Here is a 15504-nt window from a genome sequence, read left to right as displayed (position 1 = left end):
GTTCGGTTTGCCGTCCAATGCGTGAACGGAGCAATCTATATGCTGACAAGACGACATTTCATCCAGACGACCACCGCGCTGTTTTCGGCATCGATATCCAGCCCGCTCCTTGCAGACACGTGGCCTACCGATGCGCAGAAGGCAGCTTGGGACGCACAGGTTACACCTCCCGGCTACGACCCGGCCACGTCCAACCCTTGGGGCCTTCACCCTCGCTTCCTGCCACAGCGGGTCCTCGCGAAGGACGGACTTGTACCCGGTGATATCCATGTCGATGCTGTTGCGCGCTATCTCTACCACATCGAAGAAGGCGGCACGGCGATGCGCTATGGCGTGGCGATCGCGCGCGGTAAACTTTACGAACCGGGCACCTATACGATCAAGCGCAAGGTCAGGTGGCCGCATTGGCAGCCGACACAAAACATGATCGACCGCGACCCAGAGCTCTACGCCGATATCGCTGACGGTATGGAACCCGGACCTGAAAACGCGCTCGGATCGCGAGCCCTCTATCTCTTCGTCGGCGACCGAGACACCTATCTAAGGATTCACGGGACACCGTATCCAAGAAGCATTGGCGGCCGTGCGAGTTCCGGCTGCGTCCGAATGGTCATGGCACACATCAATGATCTCTATCCCAACGTCGAGATTGGCTCGACGGCATTCCTGTACTCGGCGGAAGACAGCGTCACCCCGAGAAGTTGACTGGCGCATCATGTGTTACGCGTGGGCTTGACGCATCTATGGGCTGATCAGGACTGGCGCGAAGTGCAGATGGGGTTGCCACCTGCCGAGCGTAGCGGAACCAAGGTGTTTTCCACCGGACCGCTGTGTTCATACCAATAACAGCCATCCTCGGGACGAAGCCGCGCCGTGGTGAGATCCTGACCAGGCGCAGCAAGGGCAATGACGGCCTCGGGAACACTTCCCACTTCGTTGCGAGCGCCGCCGTCGTCCAGCGTTGGCACCGCGCAGCCAGCAAGCACCAATGTCGCTGCGATAATCGGCGCGTTTCGTTTCTGCATGTCTACCTCACTCATTCTGATCGCTTCGTACCGGCAAGCGTTGCTCCAACCGCGTCGTTTCAAGGGGGCGGCTAGCTTCAAGCCTCCGCAGGGCGCCTTTCTTGCTGGACGAATATCCACTTGTTGCCCTTGAAGCTCTAGTTACTGTAGGGGCTATGTCAATGTGGAATCAATGAATCCTGAGGTCAATCCATGTCTTCCGACGGCAACCGCAACGATCACGGCCATCCGGGTGATCAAGAGCATTCTGACCCAAGAGGCAACTCCTGTTGCGACGCCAGCAAGGACGTCGCGTCCACGGCGCCAGCGCCGTCTGGCGGAAGGAGCTTTCAGGTCTCCGGGCTCGATTGCGCCGAAGAGGTGGCGATCCTGAACCGGGTTGTCGGGCCGAAAGTGGGCGGAACCGAACACCTGGCATTCGACGTGATCAACGGGCGAATGACCATCCTCGATAGCGCCGAGAGGATACCAGACGACGAAGTCACGCAGTTGGTCGCAACGACCGGCATGAGCGCCAAGCCATGGGATGCCGACAACGCAGCAGAGGACCAGGCGGCGCATCTGGCACGTCAGAAGCGCTTTACCTCGTTGAGCGGCGGCTTCTGGGCGGCGGGATTCCTTTTTCACATTGTCGAGACCGGCATGGGCGGCGCGCTCGGGCTCTTTGCGGGCCATGGCGAGGTGCCTATGCCTATGGTGGAAGCAGGGATCTTCGCCGTCGCGATTCTTTTTGGCGTCTGGCTTGTCGCGCCCAAGGCCTGGTCTTCGGCGCGGAGGCTTAGCCCCGACATGAACCTGCTCATGGTGGTGGCCGTCGCGGGCGCCATCGGCCTCGGCGAGTTTTTTGAGGCCGCGACGGTCGCCTTCTTCTTCTCGCTTTCGCTTTATCTTGAGAGCTGGAGCGTGGGGCGGGCGCGTAATGCGGTTTCCGCGCTCCTCGATCTGGCGCCGCCAACGGCGCGGGTTCTTTACGACGACGGATCTGAATCCGACGTTCCGGCCGCGGCCGTGGCAGTCAATGCAAGGTTTATCGTGCGCGGCGGCGACCGGATCCCCCTCGACGGTGAGGTCGTGGACGGGGCAGGGGCCGTCGATCAGGCCCCAATTACTGGGGAAAGCGCGCTAGTGCCCAAGGAACCAGGCGACGAGGTCTATGCCGGCACGATCAACGGCGAGGGCACACTGACGGTGCGGGCGACGAAGGCCGCCTCGGACACGGTGCTCGCGAAAATCATTCGCATGGTGGGCGATGCCCATGCCCGCCGCGCGCCGGTCGAACAGTGGGTGGCCAAGTTCGCGCGCATCTACACACCCATCGTGATGGCTTTGGCGATCGCCATCGCGCTGGTGCCGCCACTGCTGCTCGGCGGCGCCTGGGACTACTGGTTCTACAATGCTCTGGTCCTTCTGGTCATCGCATGTCCTTGCGCGCTGGTCATTTCTACGCCGGTCTCCATCGTGGCAGCGCTGACCGCGTCGGCACGGGCGGGGGTGCTCATCAAGGGCGGCGCCTATGTCGAGGCGCCGGGGCGGACCACGGCACTGGCGATGGACAAGACCGGGACGATCACCATGGGCGAGCCTGAGGTGGCGGCGGTTCACCCACTGGTCGGCGTTTCCGCACGCGATCTCATGGCGCTGGCAGCAAGCCTGGAGGCGCGGTCTTCACACCCGCTGGCACGCGCCATCCTCTCGCGCGCCGAAGCCGATGGTGTTTCCGTGTCTGCCGCAGAGGACACCCGTACCGTGCCCGGGCGCGGTCTGGAAGGACGCGCCGACGGGCGCGCTATCTGGCTCGGCTCGGATCGCTTCGCCGAAGAGAAGGGGTTCGGCAATGCCATTCCGGCGGATCTGCGGGATCGGATCGAAGGGGCAGGGAGCACCCTCGTTGCCGTGGGTGACGAGACCGGCGTGACCGGCGTACTGGAGCTTCGCGACCGCATCCGCCCAGATGCAAAGGGGATCGTTGCGCGTCTGCATGCGCAGGGTGTGAAGACCATCGTGATGTTGACGGGCGACAACGAACGCACCGCGCGCGCGGTGGCAGCCGAAGTCGGCATCGACGAGGTGCGCGCCGAACTTTTGCCAGAAGACAAGGTGACGGCCATTGAGGAACTCGTCGAAAGCCACGACATGGTGGCGATGATCGGCGACGGTGTGAATGACGCACCGGCCATGGCGCGGGCGCATTATGCCATCGCCATGGGCGCTGTCGGATCGGATGCCGCGATCGAGACGGCCGACATCGCGCTGATGACCGACGACATCGGCAAGGTACCCTGGCTTATCGGCCATTCGCGCCGTGCCATGACGATCATCCACCAGAATATCGGCATATCGCTGGCGACCAAGGCGCTGTTCGTCGGGCTGACCGCGTTCGGTATGGCCTCAATGTGGGGCGCCATTGCTGCGGATGTAGGCGTGTCTCTGCTGGTGGTCGCCAACGCACTTCGGCTCCTGAACGGCCATCAGGTTGAGGCCGGGCCTTCAGGCGGAGAACCGGTGGGCGAGCAGATGGCGAAAGGAGCACTGGCGCACGGTCATTGATCCGGCGGTTTCGGTAGCTCGATATCGCTTTTGCGGTCCAGCCACGCCAGCGCCCCGACAGAGAATTCCGAACCCCGGTAGGGTTCCGTCCAGGCGGTCTCGATGTCGTCCCAGGGCAGAGGCTCGAGATTTCCAAGAAAGAGCGTCAGACGGTAGGCCGCTGCCTCGGGAAGCCAAGGCGCCTCCTTGGCCGGCGTCGCGGCGACAGGTCCGGACAGGAGGAGCGCACTTGCGAGTGTGGCGAGCAGCACTCTCATAATATTTCGCATCACCACGGCCTCCAAAGTAAAAAGTTAGACATGGCTAACTTATCTACCCGAAGCAAACAAGTTGTCAATCCCGCTGTTTCGCTGCAAAGTCCCGAGTATGACAAAGCTACAATCACAAGGGCGTGAGCCATTCGAAGCGGTCGACCGGGCTCCCGAGGCGCAGGCCGATGGCTTTGCGACCGTGCGTCAGGCACATGAAAGCGAGATGGCGGAGGATTACGTCGAACTGATCGCGGAACTGATCGAGACGCGCGGGGAGGCCAGACCGGTCGAGATCGCCGAGCGGCTTGGCGTGAAGCCGCCGACCGTGACCAAGAACATCTCGCGGCTCAAGGCTGCTGGTCTGGTCCGGCGGGAGCCATACCGCGCGATATTCCTCACCGATGCCGGGCAGGACCTCGCGGAGATCTGTCGACGCCGCCACAGGGTCGTCGTCGCCTTTCTTCTGAGCCTGGGAATCGACGAAGAGACCGCGGAACGCGATGCGGAAGGGATCGAGCATCACGTCAGCGGGACGACATTGGAGGCGTTCGAGCGACGGCTCAATCAGAAATGAGCTCGCCTAGATGCACATTCGCGCGATTCTCTATCGGGACCTCGAGCTATCAGGTCTTCAAGCCGCTGACACGTTTGCGCAATTTCGAAGCTCGCTAGCCGAGAACCCGCGACAGCACGATGGTTGCAAACAGGGCGACAAGTCCGAAGGCGATCGCAGACGCTACCGCATATTGGAGGATATCCAGGTGATTCCCCCTCCTCCGTCGTGCCAGATAGCCACCCCAGATCGCGCCTCCGATAGCGCTCACGATCACAAGCATCAGGATACCTCCGTTCCAAAATGCCGCGCATCGGGATCTCGTCCGAGCAAACTGGCCAGCCAGCCGAAGACCCAGCACCCAAAAACAAGAACCAACAAGGTCCAGTCGCCGAACCGCGCATAGGGCGTTGGAGTACGCGCGCCCGGCAGGCCGGCATCAATGGTGCCTGTTTCCCCGGTATCAAGACGCGCGACGACATTTCCATTGGCGTCGATGATCGCGGATATCCCAGTGTTGGCCGCCCGGACCACGGGAAGTCCCTCCTCGACCGCGCGCATCCGCGCGGAGGCGAGGTGCTGCTCGGGTCCGATGCTGGTTCCGAACCAGGCATCATTTGTGGCGTTGAATATCCAGTCGGGGCGGAAAAGGTCATCGACCACGTGGCCCGGAAAGATGATCTCGTAACAGATCGCCACCGCGACCAGAGGCGCGCCAGGGATCGCCAGCGTGCGCGGCCCTGGTCCCGGCGTGAAATCGCCCAACCCTTCGGTCAGCCGCTCGATGGGCAGCCAGCCTTTCAGGGGCACATATTCCCCGAACGGAACAAGATGATGTTTTGCATACCCCGTCAGAACCTCGCCGCTGCCGTCATAGGCCTGAACCGTGTTGAAATATCTGGTTCCCCCATCGCCCTCCACTCGGTCAGGCGCACCTGTCAGTAGGATCCTGCCGTCTGGCAAAGCTGCAGATATCCGCGCGCGTGCCGCAGCATCTTCGTCCAGAAAGCCGGGGAAGGCCGTTTCCGGCCAAAGCAGCAAATCGAAACGTCCGGGTTGCGCGGACAAGCCCAGGTATTTTTCCAAGGTTCGCTGGCGGCTGCCCGGTACCCACTTCTCGACTTGTGGCACATTGCCTTGGACGATGCGCAAAGCAACGTCTGTCGGCGGCACGTCCTGCCCTGACCGAAGCGCACCGCCAACCCAGAAACCCGCCACAGCAACGGCGAAGAGCACGAGAACAGGCGCGCGTCTCTTTGGCGCCGCCACAGTCAACACACCTGGCAATATGCCGATGAAGACCGTGAGAAAGCCCAAACCGTAGCTTCCGACCCAGGCGGCGGGTTGGCGCAGGGCGGCATAGTCGACAAGGGCATAAGCGGCAAGGTTCCAGGGAAACCCTGTCAGGACATGACCCCGCAGCCATTCCGTGGCCACCCAGCAGGTTGCAAACAGCAGGCCCGCCGCAATGCCGCCGACAGCTCGGCGCTGCATGATGGCGGCAAAAAGCATCGCCGTCATGCCCGGGAAGATGGCAAGTCCGGCGGACAGACCCGCGACCGCCGGAATCGCCAGTGCGCCGAAACGTTCGGCATCGACGTAAAAGCTCTCGGCGATCCAGGAAATTCCAATCCCGAATTGGCCCAGTCCGAAAGCCCAACCGACAAGGAAAGCGCGCGAGGTTGAGATGTTCCGGAGAACGATAAAGAGCACGGAGAAGGCGACAGGGACCGCGATGAGCCAAGAAAACGGCGGAAGAGTCAAAACCGTCAATCCGCCGGCAGCAAGGGCAAGACCCATGCGCTGGAACAGGTTCAGGTCCTCACTAACGAACTGCGGCAATCCCGGCTTCATGAATCGGTCTGAAGTCGAGCGCCAACCCACGGCGCAATGAGCAGCAGCATCACGCCGCCAACCACAAAAACATCGGCCATGTTGAAGGCAGGCCAGTGCGCCGTCCCGATGTAGAAATCGAGGAAATCCGTCACCGCACGATAGCGCAGGCGGTCCAGAATATTGCCGAGTGCACCGCCGATGATCGCACCATAGGCAATGGCCTCGACCCGGCTGCTGGTACGGACCAGCATGAACGCCAGCCAGACGCAGATGCCAAGCGCCAGTAAGACAAGGCTCCACCACGGCGCGCCGCCGAGAAGCCCGAAGGTCACTCCGTCATTGCGCAGGTAGATGAGATTGAAGCCGGGAAAGACCGATACGCCGGAACTAAGAACAGTCGCATTGGACACAACGATTGCCTTCGTTGCCTGATCGACAAGAAAGGCGATCAGCGCAGCAAGCAGACCGACGAAGAGGCAAGTTCTCATCAGCTTATCCCAGCCAGACGTCGAGGAACAACATGATCACAAGACCAACGGCGAGGCCGAGCGTCGCCCTGTTCTGATGGCCGGATCGGTGGGTTTCCGGAATGATCTCGTGGCTGATGACGTAGAGCATCGCACCTGCTGCGAAGGCGAGACCCCAGGGCAGCAGCGGTTGCGAAAGACTGATAATCCCTGCGCCGAGAAGTCCACCGACGGGCTCGACGAGACCGGTCAGAGCGGCGATGCCCCAGGCGCGAAGCCTGGAATAGCCCTCGCCGAGCAACGAAACCGCCACCGCCAGACCTTCGGGGGCATTCTGTAATCCAATACCGATCGCAAGTGGCAACCCGCCCGACAAACCGTCAGCCCCGAACCCGACGCCGACGGCAAGCCCTTCGGGAAAATTGTGGATAGTGATCGCGATGATGAAAAGCCAGACGCGCCGCAGCGATGCGGCGTCGGGACCTTCCCGCCCCGTCTTGAAATGTTCATGCGGTAGCCGTTCGTTCATCAGAGCGATCGCGCCCATGCCAAGCAGGATCGCAACACATACGATGGCCGCCGGGAGAGCACCGTTGTCGAACTGTCCTTCAGCTGCGTCGAGAGCCGGGATGATCAGCGAGAAGAACGAAGCCGCGAGCATGACACCCGCCGCGAAGCCAAGCAGCAGATCGCGCGTGGCCCGGGACGGGATGCGCCCAAAAAGAACGGGGACCGCCCCGACCGCGGTCAGCGATCCGGCGGCCAGGCTTCCAAGAAAGCCAAGCGCTATGGGGGAGAGGGGTTCCAATTGTTAAGGTTCTGCCGCGAGTTCAGTCAGGAGCCGAGTAGCTGGTGTAGACCTCGGTCGATCCGTCTTCGTGGATCAGGAAGACATCGTAAGCCTCCCGGTCGTCCTCCGGTCCCATGCCGGGCGACCCGTAGGGCATTCCCGGCACCGCCAGGCCTACCGCGTCTGGCCGGTCCTCCAGCAGGCGTTGGATGTCAGCCGCCGGCACGTGGCCCTCGATCACATAGCCGTCGACCAAAGCCGTATGGCAGGAGACCATGCGCTGCGGCACGCCATTGTCGAGTTTGAAGCGCACAAGAGATCCTCCGAACATGTCCTCGCCCATCGGCGCGAAGCCATTCTCCTCGAGGTGCTTCATCCAGGACAGGCAACAGCCGCAGCCGTTTGTCTTCCGGACGTCGATCTGAATCGCCTCTGCGACGGCCTGCGCCGCAGGAAGCAAGGCAAATGCGATGGCAAGAGCGGGAGTAAATCGTTTCATGGATCAAAGCCTTTCGGTTGTCGTCTGTGCAAATTCGCTGGCGAGCCTCTCAGCAAGAAGTGAACGCGCCTCACGCAGTCGCTCAAGCGCGGCCGTGTCGTCCGCTTCACGCTCGGCCGCCTCTGCCAATCGGTCGTCAGAGAGAGGGTCGGTTGGGCGACCGTCCACCAGCACTTCGTAATGTAGGTTGGGGCCTGTCGCGGTACCCGTCGCACCGACCCGCCCGATCATATCTCCGGCCATCACGCGTTGCCCTTGTGTGAGCCCGTCCGGTACGGCGCTCAGATGCGCATAGCGCGTCAGGGTGTCGGAGCCATGAGCGATCTCGACGACCCGGCCATACCCACCGCGTCGGCCGATGAAGCTAACGCGGCCCGGCGCCGTCGCCTGTACCGGCGTGCCGCGCGCCGCCGCGAAGTCGACTCCTGTGTGCATCCGTACATTGCCGTAGACCGGATGGGTGCGGCGCCCGAACACAGAACTCAGCCGTGCACCTTCGACCGGTTGCGCAAACACGCGCAGGACTTCTCCGTCGACATAGATCGTCGCTTGGCCGCTGCCGTCGTTCGGCCAGACGATTTCATAGACCGAGCCATCGATATCCAGTGCGGCAAAGGCAAGCTCGGGCTGACCAATCCTCTTGTTCCCGTCTCGGGCCTCGCGCCAAAGGAGGCGCATCGTCTCGCCACCCGCAAGATCACGACGGAAATCCACGGTGCCGCCCAGCATCTGCGCCAGGTCCACCGCAAAACGGGCGGGGATGTCTGCCGTGTTCAGGGCGGCGAAAATCGAGCTCTCGATCACCGCCTCGCCGGCGAAAGTCACCAATTCGGGATCCGGGTCCAACACGCGGGCGGCAAGCTGTTCGCCGAAGACCGCCTCTATCCGGACACCGTCTTCGACGGCGAGCTCTACACGACGCGGGTTGTCGTCCGTTGTGGAAACCACCGTAATGATGTGACCCGGACGCAGACGGCGCAGATCGTATTCCGTGCCAATCGCCAAGGCGATTTCGGCGCGATCCGAAGCATCCAGCCCCGCATCGGAAAGGACCGCATCAAGCGTCTCGCCGGACGCAATCTCCCGCGACCAGGTGACCAGCGGGGGCTCGATAGATGGCAAGGAGGTATCAGCGGGGGAAACGGTCAGGAGCGGCCGGGGTCTGAACTCGAATGCGATATCCGCCTGGGCGAGTGTAGGGCGGACCGAATTGGTTTCGGTAATCCGAGGCGGCGCAAGCGGATTGGGAGTCCAGAGGGTCGCTTCAGCAATCGCAGGGGGCACCGGTTCTTTGGACAGAACGCCAGAGATGGCGATGGCGGTCACCGAAAATGCGCCTGCGACCGCAACGGCCGCCAAGACAGTTCTTATCTTCATGTTGCCCCCTCTACGTCTTCTGTCAGTGCGCGCTGGATCTTCGGCACCGCGAATTCTCTTTGCTCGTGATAGTCGATCATGGTGACGAGCTCACCCTCGGCATCGAACAGGAATACGCTTGCCGTATGGTTCATCGTATAGCCGCCGCCCTCAGTCGGGACGCGCTCAAATGAGGCACGAAACCCTTCTGCAGCGCGGGCAATTTGGTCTTCCGGCCCCGTCCAGCCACGAATGACCGGATGAAAATAGCCGACATATTCGGCCATGGCCTCGACCGTGTCCCGCTCCGGGTCGACCGTGATGAAGACCACGTTCATCTCTGATGCTTCGTCGCCCAGTTCCTCAAGCCAGCCGGAAATATCCGATAGGGTCGTCGGGCAGACGTCCGGGCAGTAGGTGAACCCGAAAAACACCATTGTGGGACGACCGATCAGGTTGCCAGGCCCTACCTCATTTTCCTCGTGGTCGGTCAGCCGGAACTCCATCGCCGATAGGGGCAGGGGCCGCTGCCCTTTTGGTTCAGGCGCACCGGGCCCGTCCACCCGCCACCAGCCCACGAAGAGCGTCAGGCCAAGAACGCCGGCACCGGCTGCGCCGTATAGAAGGAGCTGCCGACGTTGCATCAGCCCTCCGGTCCACGCGCGGCGATTCCGAGGATTGGGACCTCGACCGTCACCTTGCCGCCATCCGAGAAGGTCAGTGTCAGCGGGAAATTCTCGCCTTCGGTCATCGGCTCTTGCAGCTTCATGAGCATGGCGTGCAACCCGCCCGGCTCCAATGCCACGCTTTGGCCGGGCTCAATCGTGATCTCGCCTGCAGGCGCCATGGAACTGACGCCATCGGAGTTGGTTTTCGACTCATGGATCTCGGGCATCATTGCCAGCGGTGTCGCAAGTCCGGTCAGCGTAACGGCGTCTTCACCCGTGTTGCGCACGGTCATATAGGCGGCACCTGGCCTGTTGACGCTGATCGAGGCGCGGGACCACGCATTCTCGACCACGACATCCTCCGAACCGGCCAGTGCGGGGGCCGACAGCCCTGCAACCGTCAAAAGCACGGCCAATGCATTGGTATATCTCAACTTCTTCACCACTCGTTTCTCCTGCCTCCGCAAATCAGCTTTGGCTTGCCGCAACTTCCACTGCCACCAGCCTCTGCAATTCGGCCTCACCGAACGGATCGAGAGGCTTGCCGTTCACGAAGAACGTGGGCGTTTGGCGGACCCCGACTGTCTCGACATCGGCGCGGTCCTGGTTGAGCACCGCCACAACACCGGGGGCCAGCATCTGTGTCCGGGCAGCTTCGACATCCAGACCTCCGCTTGCTGCAATCTCAAGGATCAATCCGGGTGCCGGGGTCCCGTGAGACGCCCATCTGGGCTGCTCTCGCAAGACTGCCTCGAGCACAGGTTCAAACACGTCCTGCATGCGCGCCGCCTCGAGCACACGGATCGCTTCTACCGACGCCTCGCCGTGAAAAGGCGTATAGCGGATTACAACGCGCACCGCGTCTCCGTGCTCCGCCATGATATCCTCGACGACCGGATAGAAAGCGCGGCATGCCTCGCAGGCCGGGTCGAAGAATTCAACGATGGTTACGGGCGCATCCTCGGGCCCGAGGATCGGGGAATAGGGTCGGATCAGCGCGTCGGCCATTTCAGGGTCGATGGGATCGGACGCGGCAATCGGGTCGGGGCGGGTGGCATACCAGGCGGCACCGCCGAAACCGGCGACCCCGAGCGCGAGAACGGACAGGATGAGGCCGCGTCGTTTCATTTTTGTGTTTCCTTCAGTGAGAGAGCCGACAGCAGACCGATCATCGCGAAGGCGACGAGCGCCATCAAAGGAATCGGAATGCCGAAGACCAGTTGATTGTCGTCGGTACAGGATGGGCCGGTCGCCGTGCAGGGCTGGATACGCTCGGGGATAACGCCGACATAGAGGCCCAAGTGCCAAAGCGCGACGGCGGCACCGCCCAAAGCCAGCGCGATCCCGTAGCGACCCACGCGCCGATCCTGCCACCACAGCCCAAGCCCGAGGATGATGGCCAAGGGGAACATGAAGGCACGCTGGAACCAGCAGAGCACGCAAGGTGTCTGCCCCAGAACCTCGCCGATGAAGAGCACGGCAAGCGACGCGGTGAGCGCGATGATCCAGGCCAGGCCAAGGGCCGTCTCTCCGGAAAGTCGGGTCATGACGATCAGATCCTCTGTCTCAGATCGGCGAGGATCTCTTCGGCGGGCGTGCCGTAGGGCCAGGAGTCCGCGAAGCCTGCTTGCGTGTCGAAAAGGAAAAGATGCGACGTGTGACCCATCGTGTATCCGCCCGGCGCAGTCGCCTGCTCGATCCGCTCAAAGAATATCGGAAAGGTTTCGGATGTCGCGGCGATCTGCTCCGGTGTACCGGTCAGCCCGATGATCCCTGCGTCGAACAGGGGCACATACTCGGCAAGTGCAGTCGGCGTATCCCGCTCCGGATCAATCGTTATGAAAATCGGCTGAACCATTGCTGCCTCATCGCCCAGGCCCTCCATCACGGCCGCGACTTCGGACAGTGTTGTCGGACAGACGTCGGGGCAATTGGTGAAGCCAAAGAAGACCAGCATCCAGCGCCCTGCGAAATCTTCGTCCGTTTGGACCATGCCGCGATGATCGGTCAGTTCGAAATCAGCAAGAAACGGTGGTTCACTCTCGGTGCGGGCAAGATCGGCACGGTAGTCGGACCATAGCAACAGCCAGATGAAAACGAACGCCGCCGCGCCCGCCAACACCCACAATACCTTCTGAAGACCTGAAAGCCTCACGCCGCTCCGCCCGAACCTGATTCTATATTTTGTGTGCGTTTACATCCTCTAGCTACTGTAGGTTCAAGCGTGATTGTCATCGATCGGCCAACAATCACCGATCTGTGAAACTCGGGTGAAGCTTGTGATGCGCACCGCATAAAGCTACACCCACTGTAGGTAATGTGGGGAGCGGAAATGCTGACGATTGGGACGCTGGCGAAGAAGACCGGAACAAAGGTGCAGACCATCCGGTATTACGAGCAGATCGGACTTATGCCTGAGCCCGGCAGGACCGAGGGGGGCCAACGACGCTATGGCGACGCCGAACTCGACCGCTTGTCATTCGTCCGGCACGCACGGCAACTGGGGTTCTCGTTGGACGCGATCCGTGAGCTCCTCGATCTCAGCGATCATCCGGGAAAGTCCTGCGCTGAGGCGGATGCAATAGCCCGTCGGCAACTCAAACAGGTCGAGCAACGATTGGCGCGGCTCGAGGCGCTGCGGACGGAATTGAAGCGGATGGTGCATGAGTGCAGCGGCGGACAGACTTCTGATTGCCGTGTGCTCGAGGTACTGCGCGACCATTCCGAATGCCTGACCGACCATGAAGAGATCGGCGCCTGAGCAATTTCGACGACCTTTGATCGGAACGCAAAAAGCCCGGTGTTAGTTACTCATTGGCAATTCACTAATTTGGATACCCGGCATGGCGGAGCAGAGAAACGCAACGGAAAGACGCACACTCTGGATCGTGCTGGGTCTCAACATCGGGCTGGCAGTCGCTTTCTTCGCCTCGGGCGCATTCGGCGAGTCAAGCGCGCTTATCGCCAATGGCCTCGACAATCTGTCGGACAGTTTCGTCTACGCGATCAGCCTCTTCGCGCTGTCCCGCTCCGCCAAGTGGAAGCGCGGAGCGGCGAACGTTTCGGGCGGCCTGCTGATCCTCTTCGCCCTTGGAATCCTGTATGACGCGTGGCGCCGCTACGTCGGCGGATCGGATCCTCTTGGCACGATCATGATTGTCATGGCGCTGGTAGCGGCGGCCATCAACGCACTTTGCGTCTGGCTGCTGGCACGGCTTCGCGATCCAGACGTAAACATCCGAGCGGCGAATACGTTCAGCTGGAACGACTTCGCGGCCAATCTCGGAATCGTCGTCGCAGGCGGGCTCGTAGCCTGGCTCGGAACGAATTGGCCGGACCTTGTCGTGGGCGTGATTGTCGCCGGCATCGCGGCCTGGGGTGGCGTCGGAATCCTGAGAGACGCGCATGGTGAACACCACAAGGCGGTGCACAATGACGATCAGGTAACCAAGGACTCGGCCTGAAATCGGGGCTTGAAGCTACAGTGACTGTAGCAACTACATATTCTCGTGAACGATTCGAGGAGGTATCCCGTGAACCCCGCCGACCCTCATTTGGCCAAAACCCGGCTGCTGGATTTTGACGCGACCTCAATTGCAAAACTGATCGAGGAGCGCGGCTGGGCAGACCTTCCCAGCGACGACCGAATTGGGGCCATCTACGATTTCGTCAGGAACGAGATTACCTTCGGCTACAACCGCGCCGACGACATTCCGGCGTCCGAGGTCCTCGCAGATGGCCACGGGCAGTGCAACACCAAGGGCACGCTCCTCATGGCCCTGCTGCGTGGCGTGGGAGTTCGCTGCCGACTGCACGGGTTCACAATCCACAAGGCGCTTCAGAGAGGCGTCGTTCCGGAACTCGTCTATCCCCTCGCGCCGTCCGAAATCCTCCACTCCTGGGTAGAGGTGGACTTGGGCGACGGATGGGTCAATCACCGCCAGAACTTCGGATTTGTGCGCGACTTGCTCTATCGCCACGTCATCCGTCACTGGATGAATGCCAGGGTTCGCCGCATCCGCCGCGGAATCTTGCCGCCGGTCCCCGGATTCGATCGGCCGAACCGCCGCCATGAGGAGACGAACCGTGCCGCATGATCACGGCCACGCCCACATCGATCCTCAATCCGGTGATCGTCGCGTCTCCATCGCCATCTGGGCCAACGGCCTCCTGACGGTCGCGCAGATCGTCGGCGGGATCCTTTCCGGCAGCCTCGCGCTGATCGCGGATGCCCTCCACAATTTCTCGGACATGGCGTCGCTGGTGATCGCCTTCTTCGCGCGTAAGATCGCTCGCCGCCCGGCGGACAAGCGCATGACCTTCGGCTATGGGCGGGTAGAAATCGTCGCAGCGCTCATCAACTACACGACACTTATCCTGATCGGCTTCTACCTGATCTACGAGGGTGGCATGCGCATGATCGACCCACCAGAGGTACAGGGCTGGACGGTGGTGATCCTGGGCGGTGTGGCACTGGTCGTCGACACGTTGACGGCGCTGCTCACCTATTCGATGCAGAAAGGCAGCGTGAACATCCGTGCGCTCTTCCTGCACAACCTATCGGACGCTTTGGCCTCCGTGGCGGTCATCATCGGCGGCTCGCTCATCCTCCTCTACAACATGCGGTGGGTCGACCCGGCGATCACCATCGGCATCGCTCTCTACATCCTCTACCTCGCATTTACCGAGATCGGCGGTCCGATTCGGACGCTGATGCTCGGCAGTCCACCGGACATCGATAATGAAACCGTCGTTCAGGCGATGCGGGGTGTGGATGGTGTCGCGGACGTTCATCACGTGCATCTGTGGCAGATGCAGGAGCACGAGGCGGCTCTGGACTGCCACGTCGTGCTGACAGCGGACGGCTGGGGTCAAATCGAAAAGATCAAGGCCGCGATCAAGGACCGGCTGAAGGACGATTTCAGCATCGGTCATTCGAGTCTGGAATTTGAGCACGAAGACCGCGCACACGAAAACGCTGACCTTTACGGTCACGGCAAACCGGAAAAAGAGGAGGAAAACCATGTTCACCGAGACACTGACAGCTCATGACGACACGATTGGCCTCGCCTGCGAGGGCAAGCTCAGCGAAAGCGACCTGAAACGGATGCACGCCCTGCTTCATGAGCGCCTGCAAGAGACAAGTAAGCCCGGCCTGGTTCTCGATCTCACGAGGTTCGAAGGCTACGATGGGCCGTCCGCTCTGCTCGAAGATCTGAAAATCGACACAGCCCATAGGAATGACTTCCGCCGCGTCGCTGTGGTGGGCGAAGGGGCTTTGTTGGAGTGGGGAACCAGGTTCGCCGACGTGCTGACCACGGCAGAACTCCGTTAGTTCGACCCGGCGGAAATGAAGGCGGCAATCGCCTGGGCAAGTGAAAGGTAGAGTAGCTTTCAATCAGATGCCTTCGCAGAAGACAGCATCTGTTCGAAACCATAAACAAAAGAACTACAGCAGTTGCGAGACCCAAGAGCAATCCGAAAGTTCTGAACATGGTCGCTCCTTTCGCAA

21 protein-coding genes are annotated in these 15504 nt (G+C 61.4%); 8 read left to right on the top strand and 13 right to left on the bottom strand.

What is annotated here, in order from left to right:
* Positions 1-39: 39 nt before the first annotated feature.
* Positions 40-705, top strand: coding sequence for a L,D-transpeptidase (locus tag M4578_RS12005; protein WP_007803448.1), 666 nt, complete (start codon positions 40-42; stop codon positions 703-705).
* A 47-nt stretch (positions 706-752) separates the two neighbouring features.
* Here M4578_RS12005 and M4578_RS12000 read toward each other — a convergent pair whose 3' ends face one another.
* On the bottom strand, positions 753-1040 hold the full coding sequence (locus M4578_RS12000; protein ID WP_369817429.1) for a hypothetical protein: 288 nt from the start codon (positions 1038-1040) through the stop codon (positions 753-755).
* 177 nt (positions 1041-1217) lie between these two features.
* Between M4578_RS12000 and M4578_RS11995 the strand changes: the two genes are divergently transcribed.
* Entirely contained in the window at positions 1218-3572 is a 2355-nt protein-coding gene (locus tag M4578_RS11995) for a heavy metal translocating P-type ATPase (RefSeq protein WP_207287124.1), read from the top strand.
* Here the strand turns inward: M4578_RS11995 and M4578_RS11990 are convergent.
* Positions 3566-3841 (bottom strand): hypothetical protein, encoded by a 276-nt coding sequence (locus M4578_RS11990; protein WP_012187175.1) that lies wholly within the window; start codon positions 3839-3841, stop codon positions 3566-3568. The genes M4578_RS11995 and M4578_RS11990 overlap by 7 nt on opposite strands.
* Positions 3842-3938: 97 nt before the next feature.
* On the opposite strand from M4578_RS11990, the gene mntR reads away from it, so the two are divergent.
* Entirely contained in the window at positions 3939-4397 is a 459-nt protein-coding gene (gene mntR / locus M4578_RS11985) for a manganese-binding transcriptional regulator MntR (RefSeq protein WP_008327326.1), read from the top strand.
* A 94-nt stretch (positions 4398-4491) separates the two neighbouring features.
* Here the strand turns inward: mntR and M4578_RS11980 are convergent, their stop codons facing one another.
* From M4578_RS11980 to M4578_RS11930, 11 genes are read right to left on the bottom strand one after another with little or no spacing between them, the layout of a single operon-like run.
* Complete coding sequence (locus M4578_RS11980) at positions 4492-4659, bottom strand: hypothetical protein (RefSeq protein WP_007803456.1); 168 nt, start codon at positions 4657-4659, stop codon at positions 4492-4494.
* Positions 4659-6230, bottom strand: a complete 1572-nt coding sequence (gene lnt, locus M4578_RS11975) for an apolipoprotein N-acyltransferase (RefSeq protein ID WP_258093571.1) — start codon at positions 6228-6230, stop codon at positions 4659-4661. The genes M4578_RS11980 and lnt overlap by 1 nt, the downstream gene beginning before the upstream one ends.
* Positions 6227-6700, bottom strand: a complete 474-nt coding sequence (lspA, locus tag M4578_RS11970; protein WP_007803461.1) for a signal peptidase II — start codon at positions 6698-6700, stop codon at positions 6227-6229. Before lspA ends, lnt begins: the two co-directional genes overlap by 4 nt.
* Positions 6701-6704: 4 nt before the next feature.
* A complete protein-coding gene (locus M4578_RS11965; RefSeq protein WP_007803463.1) occupies positions 6705-7487 on the bottom strand; it encodes a ZIP family metal transporter in 783 nt (260 codons plus the stop codon).
* 22 nt (positions 7488-7509) lie between these two features.
* Positions 7510-7968, bottom strand: coding sequence for a DUF411 domain-containing protein (locus M4578_RS11960; RefSeq protein WP_007803465.1), 459 nt, complete (start codon positions 7966-7968; stop codon positions 7510-7512).
* 3 nt (positions 7969-7971) lie between these two features.
* Positions 7972-9345 carry a M23 family metallopeptidase gene (locus tag M4578_RS11955; RefSeq protein ID WP_007803467.1) on the bottom strand — a complete coding sequence of 458 codons (1374 nt, stop codon included), beginning with the start codon at positions 9343-9345 and terminating at the stop codon, positions 7972-7974.
* Entirely contained in the window at positions 9342-9968 is a 627-nt protein-coding gene (locus M4578_RS11950) for an SCO family protein (protein ID WP_007803468.1), read from the bottom strand. Before M4578_RS11950 ends, M4578_RS11955 begins: the two co-directional genes overlap by 4 nt.
* Positions 9968-10438 carry a copper chaperone PCu(A)C gene (locus M4578_RS11945; RefSeq protein WP_420854809.1) on the bottom strand — a complete coding sequence of 157 codons (471 nt, stop codon included), beginning with the start codon at positions 10436-10438 and terminating at the stop codon, positions 9968-9970. The genes M4578_RS11950 and M4578_RS11945 overlap by 1 nt, the downstream gene beginning before the upstream one ends.
* 22 nt (positions 10439-10460) lie before the next feature.
* The gene (locus M4578_RS11940; protein WP_007803472.1) at positions 10461-11120 is read right to left on the bottom strand and encodes a DsbA family protein; all 660 of its coding nucleotides are present in this window, start codon (positions 11118-11120) and stop codon (positions 10461-10463) included.
* Positions 11117-11539: a disulfide bond formation protein B gene (locus tag M4578_RS11935; RefSeq protein ID WP_007803474.1), complete on the bottom strand. Its 423-nt coding sequence runs from the start codon at positions 11537-11539 to the stop codon at positions 11117-11119. Before M4578_RS11935 ends, M4578_RS11940 begins: the two co-directional genes overlap by 4 nt.
* Positions 11540-11544: 5 nt before the next feature.
* Entirely contained in the window at positions 11545-12111 is a 567-nt protein-coding gene (locus tag M4578_RS11930) for an SCO family protein (RefSeq protein WP_007803475.1), read from the bottom strand.
* Positions 12112-12324: 213 nt separating this feature from the next.
* Between M4578_RS11930 and M4578_RS11925 the strand changes: the two genes are divergently transcribed.
* From M4578_RS11925 to M4578_RS11905, 5 genes are all read left to right on the top strand, one after another.
* A complete protein-coding gene (locus tag M4578_RS11925) occupies positions 12325-12753 on the top strand; it encodes a MerR family transcriptional regulator (RefSeq protein WP_007803476.1) in 429 nt (142 codons plus the stop codon).
* Positions 12754-12835: 82 nt separating this feature from the next.
* A complete protein-coding gene (locus M4578_RS11920; RefSeq protein ID WP_008327361.1) occupies positions 12836-13456 on the top strand; it encodes a cation efflux transmembrane domain-containing protein in 621 nt (206 codons plus the stop codon).
* A gap of 69 nt (positions 13457-13525) precedes the next feature.
* Positions 13526-14089 carry a transglutaminase-like domain-containing protein gene (locus tag M4578_RS11915; RefSeq protein ID WP_127657309.1) on the top strand — a complete coding sequence of 188 codons (564 nt, stop codon included), beginning with the start codon at positions 13526-13528 and terminating at the stop codon, positions 14087-14089.
* Complete coding sequence (locus M4578_RS11910) at positions 14079-15044, top strand: cation diffusion facilitator family transporter (RefSeq protein WP_007803480.1); 966 nt, start codon at positions 14079-14081, stop codon at positions 15042-15044. Before M4578_RS11915 ends, M4578_RS11910 begins: the two co-directional genes overlap by 11 nt.
* Positions 15016-15327: a SpoIIAA family protein gene (locus M4578_RS11905; protein ID WP_007803481.1), complete on the top strand. Its 312-nt coding sequence runs from the start codon at positions 15016-15018 to the stop codon at positions 15325-15327. The genes M4578_RS11910 and M4578_RS11905 overlap by 29 nt, the downstream gene beginning before the upstream one ends.
* Positions 15328-15504 lie beyond the last annotated feature (177 nt).

It is taken from the genome of Salipiger pentaromativorans (assembly GCF_024721115.1).
Classification (GTDB): Bacteria; Pseudomonadota; Alphaproteobacteria; order Rhodobacterales; family Rhodobacteraceae; genus Salipiger; species Salipiger pentaromativorans.
This window is presented reverse-complemented; position numbering and strand designations above follow the sequence as displayed.